Raw genomic sequence first — 13,419 nt, 5'->3', positions numbered from 1 at the left:
GAATAGCAGAATCACGAAAGGGGAAAGCCGAAACTTTCCCCTTAGTATTTAGGCTAACAATAGTACCCTACTAACAAATTAGTATTTTACCTGTAAAGTCGCCATGTAGTTACGGCCTTCGCCGATTACTACGTCTTCAGCAAATTGGTGGTTTGAAGATGTTGAACCGCCACCCGCTAGGTATTCTTTATCAAATACGTTCTCGACTGTTAGGCGCGCTACGAAATCAAGAGAATCGTCGTACTTAAGCGTGTATGCAGCACCCATATCTACACGTGCGTAGCCGTCTTTCTTGAATGTGTTCGCGCTATCGCCGTAACGAGAACCTTCGTAGATAAGACCCAGGTTCACATCAACTTCGTTTGTTGCTGCATAGGTAGACCAAACGCTTGCTGCAAACTCAGGTACGTCTACTGGACGGTTACCTTCATATGTTTCATGGTTCGTGATTTCAGCATCTAAGTACATTGCAGAACCAGACATTGAGAAGCGCTCTGAAATAAAGCCTTGTGCGGCTAGCTCAGCACCACGGTGAACTTGTTCGCCACCTTGTGTCTTCGTCCAATCGCCTGATGAAGTGTCTTCTACATCCATTGAAATGTTTTCTTGGGTAATATCGAATACCGCACCAGAAACGAATAGACGTTCGTCCATCAGTTCCCACTTAGTACCGACTTCGTAAGACACGCCCGTTGCTGCGTCAAGAAGTTCGCCATCGTTGGTGTAGTTGCGGCTTCCGCTCGACACAACACCTTGTGGTTCGAAACTTTCAGAGTAAGAAGCGTAGATACTACCGTTTGATGCTGGGTGGTAAATCAGGCCAAGCTTAGGCGCTACATTTTCTTCTGCTACGCCATCACTTACTTTCCGGTCGAAACGAGCACCCGCAAGAACTTGCCATTCATCATTAATAGTAATCAAATCTTGGATGTAGAAGCCCCAAGTATCGTAAGTACTCATCTTACCTAGCGATGTTGGACCCACTGACGGCGCTGGTACTGTTGCATCTGGTACGTATTCAGCGCTGCTGAAGCGATCCATACCACGGTAATAGCTGTAGCCTAACCAGTTAGCACCGAATAATAGTTGGTGCTCTGTGCCCGCAAGATCAGCGGTTGTTGTTAGATCAACGTAAGCCGTTCTGAAACGCCATTTATCATGACGGTAGTTACCGCCTTGAGTCACGGTGCCCGTACCATCAGGATTCATATTTGAAAAGCTTGGGTAGCTTTCCATATCAATACGTTCGAAATCTTGGTAGTTGAAACCTGTTTTTAATGACCATGTATCAGTCAGGTTAGCAGCAATATCAAAACCAACGTTCTCAACATCATTCTCGATCTGTGACCACTGTGCATCCCAGATGTGCTTGTCGCTACCTACTCGGTTGCCGTCTAGCGTGTATAAAGCGCCAGAATCTACGCTACCTTCGTCGTTAGTTTTGTCGTAATGAACAGAAACTGTCACGTCTTCAGTTACATCGTAATCAACGAATACACCACCAACAAAACGTTCTGTTTGTGGTTCAGTTCCGTCACCATAAGTTCTCCAAGAGCCGTAGCTTTCTTTAGATAGAATCGCGCGACCACGTAGAGTTTCAGCGTCGTTCAAAGCGCCACTTACGTCTACCGTTGTACGAGAATGGTCATTAGAACCAATATCTTGGCTAACACTTACTTGCGTATCGTAAGTTGGCTTTTTGCTTACCATGTTGATCAAACCACCTGGTGCAGAAATACCGTAAAGAAGACCAGAAGGTCCTTTTAGTACTTCAACACGCTCTAGCAGTTCGATTGGTTGACGGTAGTGAGACCAATGTTGCTGGCCATTTTTAAGGAAGCCCGAAGAGCTTTCTACCGAGAAACCACGTAGAGAGAAACGTTCACGGTTACGGCTTGTACCGCCAGCACTTACACTCGCGTCATTCTTAAGCACGTCACCAAGCGTTGTTGCACGCTGTTCATCGATGATTTGCTCATCGATTACTAAAACTTGTCCCGGAGTCTCTAATTGAGTCGCCTCCATGCGCATTGCTGTTGTGTTCGTGTCGGCTTTATAACCGTAGTCACGACCTTCAACAACCATATGCTCGTCTGTTTTTACTGTTTCTGCCAATACTGCTGGTGAAGCTAATACTGCGCCGATCACTAAAGCCAATGGGCTCTTTGAAAACATGTCCTTTACTCCGCTTTTATTCTTTTAGACGAACACTTTGTTATTTATTCGATGTGTTCGCTGAACCGTTGCCGGTACCACTGAATTATTTCGGGAGTGAATATAAGTGATAACTATTACCATTTGCATTAAATTTACATTCTTTGCATTCGTAAAGTTTTGTAAAGGCCTGTCGGTGAGTCATATTTGAGGAGTTCAACAAAACCATTCAATACAAATAGTTAAGGCTCATGGACGTAAATCGACTGGTTATCTTCACCGAATTTTTTGAAACAACGGTATTTGTTCAGTCAATTGAAGACGTGAAGATTGATAAGAAAATCATCTCTTCTTATTTACTACCTTTGAAACGACAAATTTATGTATAAAACCCTCGATAGATGTAAATTAATAGTGAATTATTTTGTTTTTATTTGTTTAATTTACACAATTATCAGTGATTTTGATCACATCTATAATTCCAAACTCATTTTTTGTTTTTCGAATTGATTATCCGACTGCTAATCTCCTGCTCACTTTGAAAAGGTATCAAAGTTATAAATAATAAGGAGTGTTCTAAATGAATACCAAGAAACCTATGTCTCTGACTGGTCGAGTAATCCTCGGTATGGTCGTAGGTATATTAACGGGATTCGCCATTCAATCCCTTTTTGCAGACAACGGATTTGTTAACAACTACATCGTTAACGGACTCTTTGAAGTGGGCGGACAAATCTTTGTCGCCAGTTTAAAAATGCTTGTTGTGCCTCTAGTCTTCGTTTCACTAGTGTGCGGTACAAGTTCTCTTAAAGACTTATCAACTCTTGGCCGTATGGGTGGCAAAACGCTTGCACTTTATATCGGTACTACTGCCGTTGCCATCACTCTAGCATTAACTATCGGTAACCTGTTCCAACCTGGAGCTGGTGCGGATCTTACTGCTGCGAGCTCTTTCAAATCAGCGGATGCCCCTTCTCTGGGCCAAGTAATCATCGACATGTTCCCAACCAACCCTATTCAGGCGATGGCTGAGGGCAAAACGTTACAAGTTATCGTATTTGCAGTGTTGTTTGGTATCGCAATCAGTGCAGCGGGCAAACCCGGTGAACGTATCGCTGCAGTTTTCTCTGATCTAAACGAAGTGATCATGAAGCTAGTTGCGCTACTAATGAACCTTGCTCCTTACGGCGTATTCTTCTTGATGGCGAAACTGTTCTCTGGCCTTGGCTTAGGTGCAATTTGGAACCTAGCAGAATACTTCTTAGTGCTTGCTGGTACCCTGCTGTTGCATGGCTTGGTGACTTACAGTGCGATGCTTAAAGGATTCACAGGTCTTAGTCCGATTACGTTCCTACGTAAGATGGAAGATGCAATCATGTTTGCATTCTCAACAGCATCTTCGAACGCAACAATTCCAGTAACTATGGAAACGGCTAAGAACCGTATGGGCGTAGACAACAAAGTCGCTTCTTTCACAGTACCACTAGGTGCAACTGTGAACATGGACGGCACTGCAATCATGCAAGGTGTTGCGACGGCGTTTATCGCGCAAGCGTACAACATCGACCTTTCAATGGGTGATTACCTAATGGTTATCCTAACGGCGACACTGGCGTCTGTTGGTACTGCAGGTGTCCCTGGTGTTGGTCTTGTTATGCTAGCGATGGTATTGAACCAAGTTGGCCTGCCGCTTGAAGGTATTGCTCTAATCATGGGTGTTGACCGCCTTCTTGATATGATTCGTACCGCTGTAAACATCACAGGTGATAGTGCCGTATCTATCATCGTTGCTAAGTCTGAAGGCGCTCTAGACGAGTCTCGCTTCAACGACCCAGCAGCAGGTGAGAAAGAAGAAGAAGTTAAGCTAGCTCGCCAACAGGCATAGTCTCGCTTATCTTATGCTCTTGTCTTCAAGCTCAGGCGTAATTAATGGCTACGCCTAGCCCATACCAAAGCGCATAAAGAAAAACGCCACTGCAGATGCAGTGGCGTTTTTATTGGGTATCGCTTAAGTCAGTACTACTGAGTTGGGACAGTTATCAATTTAAGGTAATTATCAATAGGGAAAGCTAATCACCGATTGGGAACATCAAGTTCACTCTCAGCCCCCCACCTTCTCTATTCTCAGCAGTTACATGTCCATTCATCACACCCATCGCTTCTTTAACAATCGCAAGGCCCAGACCGTAGCCACCAGACCGTTTGTCTCTTGCTGATTCAATACGAGTAAACGGGTCGAATATACCTGCAATCTTGTTATCAGGAATACCGTCACCGTCATCTTCTACAGATATTACACTGTAACGTCTATCCATTACCTGTTCGTATGTCGTCACGACCACATGAGCGTTCTCACCCGCGTATTTAATGGCATTCCCGACCAAGTTACCAATGACTCGAAGCAGTAGCCTCTCATCAACGTTCACCATTGATATCGGCGTCTCTAGGGAACCAATCAAAGTTTGATTCGGTTTTAAATCGTTTTGCATCTGCGCGATCAACATTGAACAATAGTGCTCAAGGTGCATTAAACTTAACTTGGAGTCATAGCGAGAGGTTTCTAAGCGGCTAAATTCAAGTATCTCACCCACCAGCTTATTCATCTCTTCTGTTTCATTTTCCATTCGTTCTAGCAAACCAATGCTTTTATCATCAACCTTGCTGCGCAGCAGGTGTAGTGCGAGGTTTTGCCTTGCTAATGGTGTTCTTAACTCGTGTGAGACATCACGAATCAAACAACGTTGCTTTTCAGCCAGAGATTTAATCTCAAAGGTCATATAATCAAAATCGTGTGCAAGCTCGTTGAATTCACGCGTGGTGGAGTTCAACTCCGACACCACACTGACCGTGAAGTCACCTTGAGCCAGTCTGCGGCTCGCTTCTCTCAATCTATCCAACGGTTGCTGAAGGCTTTTGGCCATGATAATCGAGAACAGAGACAATACGACCAATGCAATCAATGCTTTAAGCATATAGGAATATGGCGCAAAAGATTTTGCGGGATGAAACTGGTGCGGTAGTTGGATAACCAGTGTTTTACCGTTATCCAGTGGTAGGCCGAAGATCGGCTTACTCACACGATCACTAAGTTGGTGATCTAACGTTCTTAAGTATTTGAGCTTAAATTCAAAATGTGGGTGCATGTGACGATGTGTGATCGGACGATTGTCTTTATCAATGACGAACAGATAATACTGCTGAGCATTACCCCAGTCCGCGAGTTCATCCATGTCCCCTTCTTCGATCAACACATTCGCTTGGTAAGCAAGGTCGAGCATTTCCGCTTTTACCGATTCTGGGACTTTAAGCAGCGCTTTCATCAAGGCTCTTTCAGCGACACCTTGCAGGATCAAAATACTCACCAAAATGACGGTCAGGTAACTGAACAGTTGGAAAGTGAGTCCGTCTTTACGCTTAGCAATAAAATCAGGGCAACGCAGCAGTTTTTTACTCATGCTCCGACCGACTCTAGGTAACTGTAACCTTTACCACGAACGGTTTTTATATGTTGTTTAGACAAACCTGCCTGAACGAGCTTTCTACGTATATTGCTGATATGCATATCTAAATTACGATCGAAGGGACACAATTCTTTCTTGAGTACATGGATTTGCAGATCAGATTTTGAGACGACAATACCGTCATTTTTGACCAAATAATCAAGCAAGTCTTTTTCAGTGCCAGTTAATGGCAAACGAGAGAGTTGTTCACACAAGCCGTGATTAGAGGAAGCTAAAGATTGTCTTTGGCGTTCAAAACCCACTCGGCGCAAGATCACCTTAATACGGGTTAAGAGTTCAGGAACATTGAAAGGTTTAGCGATGTACTGGTCGGCGCCTGCTTGGTAGCCATCGAGCATTGAGGCATCGTCGTTAAGCGCGGTTAGCATAAGAATGGGAGTAGCAAAACGCTGACAAATACGTCTTGCTACTTGAATGCCGCTTAGGTTCGGAAGCATTACATCGAGTAGAACCAAATCGACAGGGTGAGATTGAATAAACTCAAGCGCGGATTCACCGCAATGAACAGTATCAACGTGATACCCCTCATTTTCTAACACTTCACCCAGTAATTCACACAACTGAATATCATCATCGACAACTAAAACGCGAGACATTACACATACCGATAAATAAGAACTGTTTGCATTCTAATTATCGTTATTATTGATTTCAATTATAAAGTGCCCGATTTCCTCTATAGAAGAAAATCTTTTTCAATCGGTACAAATTTTGATGCAGAATCGATAAGATTTTGAGCAGTTAACCCGGGAACACCATACACTTCAACAGGCTTGCCAAAGCGCTCTTTGATTCGCTCTACAAGGATTTCGAAATCACCGTCTCCTGATACCAAAACAATCGTATCAACCGTCTCAGCAAGTTCTATCGCGTCTAACGCAATACCCACATCCCAATCGCCTTTTGCACTGCCATCTCGACGCTGAATAAACGGCTTTAACTTCACATTAAAGCCCACACCACGAAGGATATGATGAAATTGACGCTGCTTTGGATCTTGGCTTGAGATTGCGTAAGCATTAGCTGCAACAACGTTACGCCCTTCCGTGGCAACATACCAAAACTGGTTATAGTCGAAGTTAGAACGGTATTTGTCGCGCGTCGTGTAGTAAACGTTCTGAACGTCGACCAAAATTGCTATGTTTTCCATAAATTCATACCTTTAGATTTTCCGTATACCCTATTCTATTCAATTGTAAAATGCGAGTCGCTTTACTCAATAAAAATGAACCTGCCAGCTATCGTTAACGTAAATCTAATATCTTTAGCGTAAAGCTAAGTGTCTTTACGTAATCCTAACTATGCTTATTGTAAGTGGATTTGTTTTGAGCGTTTCTTAGGTGGTTCTGATCTTCACCTTCTTCTTTACGTAGCGTTCAAATCGTACTCAGGCTTAGAGTTTTTAAAGGGAGGTTGGCAATGCTGCACCGACAAACACACAATTCGATCGTAAGCATCGACACAACCAAAGCGATGCAAACTTTAAATCAACCATCAAACTCTGGTAGCTGGTTTAGTTTGCTTAAACTACTGACCATCAGCACGTTAATAATCATGAGCTTAACCATCAATTCAGTACTCGCCTACCCCGCTTATTCTCACTCAAAGCCTTTGCCACACCGCAGTGTGATTTATTTCGCTCCAAAGGAAGATTCAATCGTTAAAGAGTTTCTGAATGAAGTGTTGCTCAATAACTGTCAATTGGACGAACGAGATGTCGTCATTATGGTTATTGCTGAGAGTGGTTACACAGTCCCAACTTGGTTAGAAGAAGAGTTTAACTTAGAAGCAGTCACCAGTATTTACGAGATCCCGAAAGGATCACATACCGCTGTTTTGATTGGTAAAGACGGGAAAGAGAAGCACCGATGGAGTGGCAAAACAGATTGGAAACAAATCACCAATATCATTGACGAAATGCCGATGCGCCAACAAGAAATGCAGCGACAAGGCAGCCGCTGCAGTATTTGATTCTTGATGGACTCAGTAGTGGCTTAGAGATCCAATTAGAAGGTCAAACGATCAAGCTTGTTTGTTAAACCAAGCAAGTTTTTCATGGAGCTGAGCCACGCTGCCTACAACAATCAGCGCTGGGCTCTTTGCGACGCTCGCAAGGTCAGCTAAATCACGTAACCCACCTCTAAACACCTTTTGTTCTTGGCGTGTACCGTTTTCGATGATCGCAACTGGCATGTCAGCTCGCATACCATTATCGAGTAGATTCTTCTGAATGTTCGGACTCTCTTTCAAGCCCATGTAAAACACGATGGTATGGTTGTGCTGAGCAAGAGATTGCCAGTCAATATCTTCGCCATCTTTCTTCAAGTGACCTGTAATAAACTGCACGCTTTGTGCATGATCACGGTGCGTCAACGGAATGCCCGCATAAGCCGTTGCTCCGGCAGCAGCTGTGATGCCCGGAATCACTTCAAATCTCACGTCATTCTCAGCTAGCGTTTCACACTCTTCACCACCACGACCAAAGATAAACGAGTCACCACCTTTTAGGCGTACTACGTGCTTGTTCTCTTGCGCTTTGGTCACTAATAGTTGGTTGATCTGATCTTGCGGTACACAGTGATGATCAAGCTTTTTGCCCACATACAGCATTTCTGCTTCTGGATTAGCCATCGCCAAAATATCTTTTGATACCAAGCGGTCATAAACCAACACGTCTGCTTGTTGAATCACTCGTGCGGCTTTTAGCGTAAGTAAGTCTGGGTCGCCCGGACCTGCACCTACCAATGAAACAAATCCTTTGTTTACTTCTTTAACATTCGATGGCGATACTTCTGACATGCTTTGCTCCGAAAGTTAGCTTGTTATATTTCAAGCTTAATTCTGTATGACGATTCATCGTTGTATGAATCACCAATATCCCTACTTCTTAGACTATCAGTTGTTGCCATAAAACTTTACGATTAATTCTAATCAAGATAGAAGTTTATATAACAAAACAATCTATTACGTTGGAAAACCCTGACATTTGCACCATCATCAAGCACACATTGCTCGCCTTAGGTACACGGTTATCAAAGTAGAGAGTGTTAAGATCAAAAAAGCCCCAAATCAACAGCTTGGGGCTTAACACACATTATTAGTTGCTCATTAACCTAGAACTATCTAATTACTTAGCGCCTAGAGAAGGAGCTGTTTTAGCATGAGTTAGGTATAGAGGAACACACGTCATTAATAGACCACCAACGATGTTACCTAGGATTGTTGGGATAAGGTTGAAGTTCAACCATGTCGCGATACCAAAATCAGCGCCAAGAATCATACCTAGTGGGAATAGGAACATGTTTACCACTGTGTGCTCAAATACGAGTGCGAAGAAGATGAAGATTGGGAACCACATCATTGCTACACGGCCAGATACTGTGCGTGCAGTCATGTTGCCAATCACACCTAGACATACCATAAGGTTACAGAAGATACCGCGTACGAAACACGTGATCCATCCGTCCATACCCATGTTTTCAAAACCTAGGCTACGACCTGTAGAAACAGCAATGAACTTTTGAGCAACAGCGTTTGGTTCTAAAGAGAAGTTACCCGTTAGTGATACTGCAACAAGGAAAGCAACAATCAAAGAACCGATAAGGTTACCAAGACCAACAATACCCCAACAACGTAGGATACGACCCCAAGTAATACCTGGGCGGTTGTCGAATTTCGCTAAAGGTGCAAGGCCGAATACGCCAGTTACTAGGTCATAACCCATTACACTTAGAATGACGAAGCCAACTGGGAACACAAGTGCGCCAACAAGGCCAATACCGGTTTGAACCATTGCTGTAATAGCAACAACAACCGCTAGAGAAAGGATGATACCAGCCATAGTGCTTCGAATCAGAAGATCGCGAGTACTTGTTTTCGTTTTCGCTTCACCCACATCAATCATCGTTTGAACGAATTCAGCTGGTTTGTAATCAGGAGACATAAGGTTGTCCTTAAAAAGTTTAAATTAAAAGTTAAAATTGGATAGGAAAAGGCTCTAGTTGCCGAGTTAAGGCAATATCGAGAACTAGAACCCTTGAACTATCAAATCTTACTCATCCGAAGATTAAGCAGAGATTTCTACAGCGCCTTTGGCAACACGAGCTTTGTACGCTTTCACGTTGAAGTTCTCGTCTTCCATGCACACACCTGTTGCTAGGTTAAAGCGTTGCTTCTTAAGTGGGCTTGCTACCCAAAGCTCTTCTTTGTGCTCAACAATCAAACCACGTGATAGCACGTTAGATTGGAAGTATGGGTCTGTGTTGCTAATCGCGAATACTTCTTCAGCCTCAGTTGGGCGGAATACAGCTACTTGCTCACCACCAACCAACGCACAAACACCTGTACCTGGGATAATGTCTTCGATCTTACAAACTTTGGTAAATGCCATGATGTCGTCTCCCCTTAAACAGATTCTACGTGAATGATGTCGCCCTGATGCTTTGAAGTAATGGCTTCAGGGTGTTTCTCAGTGAATGTCGCAGGACGGTGTTGTTCACGGCCATCATCAACAAACACAACGTTTTCATCACGGTCATCAGCATTGATGAAGTGTGCAAAGCGTTTAAGTTGAGCTTCATCGTTGATAGTGTCTGTCCACTCACAAGCAAAGTTATCTACTAGGCCAGCAATGTCAGTTTCAAGTTGGTCATTGATACCAAGCTTGTTGTCTACAATCACTTCACGTAGGTAATCAACACCACCTTCTAGGTTGTCCATCCATACCGAAGTACGTTGTAGCGGAGCAGCCGTGCGGATGTAGAACATCATGAAACGATCGATGTATTTGATCAGCGTTTCTTGGTCTAGGTCGCTTGCCAGTAAGTCTGCGTGGCGAGGCTTCATACCACCGTTACCACACACATACATGTTCCAACCAGCGTCTGTTGCGATAATACCTAAATCTTTACCTTGAGCTTCAGCACACTCACGAGTACAGCCCGACACACCGAACTTCATCTTATGAGGAGTACGGATGCCTTTGTATCGGTTCTCGATCATCACGCCTAGGCCAACTGAATCTTGAACGCCGTAGCGACACCAAGTCGAACCTACACATGTCTTAGCCATACGAAGTGCTTTTGCGTAAGCTTGACCCGTTTCGTAACCCGCAGCGATTAACTTCTTCCAGATAGCTGGTAAGTCATCTTTCTGAGCACCGAACAGGCCGATACGTTGTGCACCAGTGATCTTGGTGTACAGGTTGTATTCTGCAGCAACATCAGCAAGTACGCTTAGTGCTTGAGGTGTTACTTCACCACCCGCCATACGAGGGATTACAGAGTAAGTACCGTCTTTTTGCATGTTACCTAGGAAGTTGTCGTTGGTATCGTGCAGCTTCACTAATTCAGGCTTAAGGATGTGTTCACCCCAGCAAGAAGCAAGGATAGAACCTGCTAGAGGCTTACATACTTCACAGCCGTAGCCTTTACCGTATTTCTCTAATAGCTCATCGAACGTTTTGATTTCTTCGATGCGAATTAGGTGGAAAAGCTCTTGGCGAGAGTATGCAAAGTGCTCACACACGTCGTTCTTCACTTCAACACCAGCTTTAGCAAGTTCAGCGTTTAGTACTGAAGTCACTAGTGGAATACAACCACCACAACCAGTACCTGCGCCTGTTACTGCTTTGATATCACCGATTGTGTGGTGACCTTCAGCAACCGCTTGAGCGATCTTGCCTTTAGTCACATCGAAACAAGAACAGATAACAGCAGACTCAGGAAGAGAATCCGCGCCAAGTGTTGGCTTTTCAGCACCAGCATGAGCAGGAAGAATCAATGCATCTGGGTGTTCTGGTAGGTCGATTTCGTTCAGCATAAGCTGTAGAAGATCACCGTAGTCAGACGTGTCGCCAACCATTACTGCACCAAGCAGCTTCTTGTTGTCTTCAGTAACGATTAGACGCTTGTAAACTTCTTGTTCTTCGTTTTGGTAAACGTAGCTCTTACAGCCAGGAGTACGACCGTTCGCATCGCCGATAGAGCCTACTTTCACGCCCAAAAGCTTAAGCTTCGCAGACATGTCAGCACCTTCAAATGTGCTTTCGTTACCAACAACGTGGTCAACCGCTACCGTTGCCATTTTGTAACCAGGAGCCACTAGGCCGTAGAACGTTTGGTTCCAAGACGCACACTCACCGATTGCGTAGATGTCTTTGTCTGTCGTTTGACAGTGATCATTAATCTCGATACCGCCACGTGGTGCAATACCCAGCCCCATTTGACGAGCAAGTTTGTCTTGTGGGCGAATACCAGCAGAGAATACGATGAAATCAGTTTCTAGCTCTGTACCGTCTGCAAAGCGCATTACGTTACGAGCTTCAGTGCCTTCAGGAGCAATCTCAAGCGTGTTCTTACTTGTATGTACGTTAACGCCCATACGTTCGATTTTTTGACGAAGTTGGTTACCACCCGCTTGGTCAAGCTGCTCAGCCATTAGCTTTGGAGCAAACTCAACAACGTGCGTGGTTACACCAAGAGCTTTTAGTGCGCCTGCAGCTTCAAGACCAAGCAAACCACCACCAACAACCACACCAGATTTAGAATTCTTAGCGGTTGCTTCGATAGCTTTCAAGTCTTCGATTGTGCGGTAAACGAAACAGTCTTTACCTTCGTTACCTTTGATTGGCGGAACGAATGGGTATGAACCTGTAGCAAGGATTAGCTTGTCGTATTGAATTTCACGACCAGTACTTGAGTAAACTGTTTTCTTTTCACGGTTAACGTTAATAGCACGCTCACCGATCAGCATGTTGATGCCGTGTTTCTCGTAGAAGCCTTCTTTAACTAAAGAAAGTTCGTCCGCAGTATGGTGTGAAAAGTAAGAAGAAAGGTGTACACGATCATAGGCTACGCGAGGCTCTTCACAGAAGACTGTGATGTCCATGTTAGCAACGTCTGTCTTCTCGACTAAATCTTCGATATAGCGATGGCCGACCATCCCGTTACCGATTACGACTAGCTTCATCTTGCTCATAAGAATTCCTGAAGGTTATATATTTCTTAACTGAGCGAATAATGAATTATGAAAGAAAATGAAAATATGATGTAAATCAATTACGAAATCGAACTACCCTAAAGGGGTAGGACAAAAGAGGTAGATCTGCTGATTTATCATACGAAGTAAACGAATAACCGTAGGTTTAATAAGGTTTAGCGGGGTTTTATATACACTTTCGTGCAGTAAATAAGATGTTATAAAGTTTCACAATAGGTTAGCAGCAACACAAGTAAATGACAATCATTTTCACTTGTGGTCATAATAAGTGTAATAACTCATGAAAGCGTTACAGGATCATGAGCAACTATGTATAAATATGAAGAATTTAATGACGCAAAAGACAGTCGCCCTTTTCCATTCCCCACTCATTCCACTCACAAACGGCGCAATTGGTTAACAGATGCTGTTGGTTGTTTAGCAAATGATAGGTTTACATAAGGAAAAGACCGGCACAAAAGTGATCTGATATAGCTTGTTCCTAGTGGTGCTACTGATTAGAGAGCATACGTGGAAGTTTGAACATAGCATGAGGGTTTAGAATTTCAGATAGCAAAAAGGCCAGCATTTCTGCTGGCCTTTCAACTTTGAATAGTGGAGGCGCCTCCCGGAGTCGAACCGAGGTCCACGGATTTGCAATCCGCTGCATAGCCACTCTGCCAAGGCGCCTTCAATAGTGTTTTAAGAGAACAACTCTTTTGATTCCTACCAAAAAAGGTAACAACCAAATAGATGGTGCCCCGGG

At 43.9% G+C, this 13,419-nt stretch carries 10 protein-coding genes and 1 tRNA gene; 2 read left to right on the top strand and 9 right to left on the bottom strand.

The window, feature by feature from the left end:
* Window positions 1-78 precede the first annotated feature (78 nt).
* Window positions 79-2,175: a TonB-dependent siderophore receptor gene (locus tag AB4558_RS02885; protein ID WP_372072934.1), complete on the bottom strand. Its 2,097-nt coding sequence runs from the start codon at window positions 2,173-2,175 to the stop codon at window positions 79-81.
* 559 nt (window positions 2,176-2,734) lie between these two features.
* Here AB4558_RS02885 and AB4558_RS02880 point away from each other — a divergent pair.
* Window positions 2,735-4,039, top strand: coding sequence for a dicarboxylate/amino acid:cation symporter (locus tag AB4558_RS02880; RefSeq protein WP_017062553.1), 1,305 nt, complete (start codon window positions 2,735-2,737; stop codon window positions 4,037-4,039).
* A 184-nt stretch (window positions 4,040-4,223) separates the two neighbouring features.
* On the opposite strand, the gene AB4558_RS02875 is transcribed toward AB4558_RS02880, so the two are convergent.
* The 3 genes from AB4558_RS02875 to AB4558_RS02865 all read right to left on the bottom strand — a co-directional run bounded on the left by AB4558_RS02875 (window position 4,224) and on the right by AB4558_RS02865 (window position 6,825).
* Window positions 4,224-5,609: a sensor histidine kinase gene (locus AB4558_RS02875; RefSeq protein WP_017064547.1), complete on the bottom strand. Its 1,386-nt coding sequence runs from the start codon at window positions 5,607-5,609 to the stop codon at window positions 4,224-4,226.
* Window positions 5,606-6,271 (bottom strand): response regulator transcription factor, encoded by a 666-nt coding sequence (locus AB4558_RS02870; protein WP_017062555.1) that lies wholly within the window; start codon window positions 6,269-6,271, stop codon window positions 5,606-5,608. The genes AB4558_RS02875 and AB4558_RS02870 overlap by 4 nt, the downstream gene beginning before the upstream one ends.
* 80 nt (window positions 6,272-6,351) lie before the next feature.
* The gene (locus AB4558_RS02865) at window positions 6,352-6,825 is read right to left on the bottom strand and encodes an NYN domain-containing protein (RefSeq protein ID WP_004731130.1); all 474 of its coding nucleotides are present in this window, start codon (window positions 6,823-6,825) and stop codon (window positions 6,352-6,354) included.
* Window positions 6,826-7,148: 323 nt separating this feature from the next.
* On the opposite strand from AB4558_RS02865, the gene AB4558_RS02860 reads away from it, so the two are divergent.
* Window positions 7,149-7,646 (top strand): DUF4174 domain-containing protein, encoded by a 498-nt coding sequence (locus AB4558_RS02860; protein ID WP_372072954.1) that lies wholly within the window; start codon window positions 7,149-7,151, stop codon window positions 7,644-7,646.
* Between the two features lie 51 nt (window positions 7,647-7,697).
* Here AB4558_RS02860 and cobA read toward each other — a convergent pair whose 3' ends face one another.
* From cobA to AB4558_RS02835, 5 genes are all read right to left on the bottom strand, one after another.
* Entirely contained in the window at window positions 7,698-8,474 is a 777-nt protein-coding gene (gene cobA / locus AB4558_RS02855; protein ID WP_372072932.1) for a uroporphyrinogen-III C-methyltransferase, read from the bottom strand.
* 328 nt (window positions 8,475-8,802) lie between these two features.
* The gene (locus tag AB4558_RS02850) at window positions 8,803-9,618 is read right to left on the bottom strand and encodes a formate/nitrite transporter family protein (protein WP_017062558.1); all 816 of its coding nucleotides are present in this window, start codon (window positions 9,616-9,618) and stop codon (window positions 8,803-8,805) included.
* Window positions 9,619-9,741: 123 nt separating this feature from the next.
* Entirely contained in the window at window positions 9,742-10,065 is a 324-nt protein-coding gene (nirD, locus tag AB4558_RS02845; RefSeq protein ID WP_372072930.1) for a nitrite reductase small subunit NirD, read from the bottom strand.
* Window positions 10,066-10,079: 14 nt separating this feature from the next.
* A complete protein-coding gene (nirB, locus tag AB4558_RS02840) occupies window positions 10,080-12,653 on the bottom strand; it encodes a nitrite reductase large subunit NirB (RefSeq protein ID WP_372157937.1) in 2,574 nt (857 codons plus the stop codon).
* A 616-nt stretch (window positions 12,654-13,269) separates the two neighbouring features.
* Window positions 13,270-13,343 (bottom strand) — tRNA-Cys (locus AB4558_RS02835).
* Between the last annotated feature and the right edge of the window lie 76 nt (window positions 13,344-13,419).

The sequence above is a fragment of the Vibrio sp. 10N.222.51.C5 genome (assembly GCF_041474575.1).
Classification (GTDB): domain Bacteria; phylum Pseudomonadota; class Gammaproteobacteria; order Enterobacterales; family Vibrionaceae; genus Vibrio; species Vibrio crassostreae_C.
This window is presented reverse-complemented; position numbering and strand designations above follow the sequence as displayed.

What these genes read in the sequence shown, in the direction of transcription:
- AB4558_RS02865 (WP_004731130.1), bottom strand. Translation starts at nt 6,825, where the DNA reads ATGGAAAACATAGCAATTTTGGTCGACGTTCAGAACGTTTACTACACG.
- nirD (WP_372072930.1), bottom strand. Translation starts at nt 10,065, where the DNA reads ATGGCATTTACCAAAGTTTGTAAGATCGAAGACATTATCCCAGGTACA.
- AB4558_RS02850 (WP_017062558.1), bottom strand. Translation starts at nt 9,618, where the DNA reads ATGTCTCCTGATTACAAACCAGCTGAATTCGTTCAAACGATGATTGAT.
- AB4558_RS02880 (WP_017062553.1), top strand. Translation starts at nt 2,735, where the DNA reads ATGAATACCAAGAAACCTATGTCTCTGACTGGTCGAGTAATCCTCGGT.
- AB4558_RS02870 (WP_017062555.1), bottom strand. Translation starts at nt 6,271, where the DNA reads ATGTCTCGCGTTTTAGTTGTCGATGATGATATTCAGTTGTGTGAATTA.
- AB4558_RS02860 (WP_372072954.1), top strand. Translation starts at nt 7,149, where the DNA reads ATGCAAACTTTAAATCAACCATCAAACTCTGGTAGCTGGTTTAGTTTG.
- AB4558_RS02875 (WP_017064547.1), bottom strand. Translation starts at nt 5,609, where the DNA reads ATGAGTAAAAAACTGCTGCGTTGCCCTGATTTTATTGCTAAGCGTAAA.
- nirB (WP_372157937.1), bottom strand. Translation starts at nt 12,653, where the DNA reads ATGAGCAAGATGAAGCTAGTCGTAATCGGTAACGGGATGGTCGGCCAT.
- cobA (WP_372072932.1), bottom strand. Translation starts at nt 8,474, where the DNA reads ATGTCAGAAGTATCGCCATCGAATGTTAAAGAAGTAAACAAAGGATTT.
- AB4558_RS02885 (WP_372072934.1), bottom strand. Translation starts at nt 2,175, where the DNA reads ATGTTTTCAAAGAGCCCATTGGCTTTAGTGATCGGCGCAGTATTAGCT.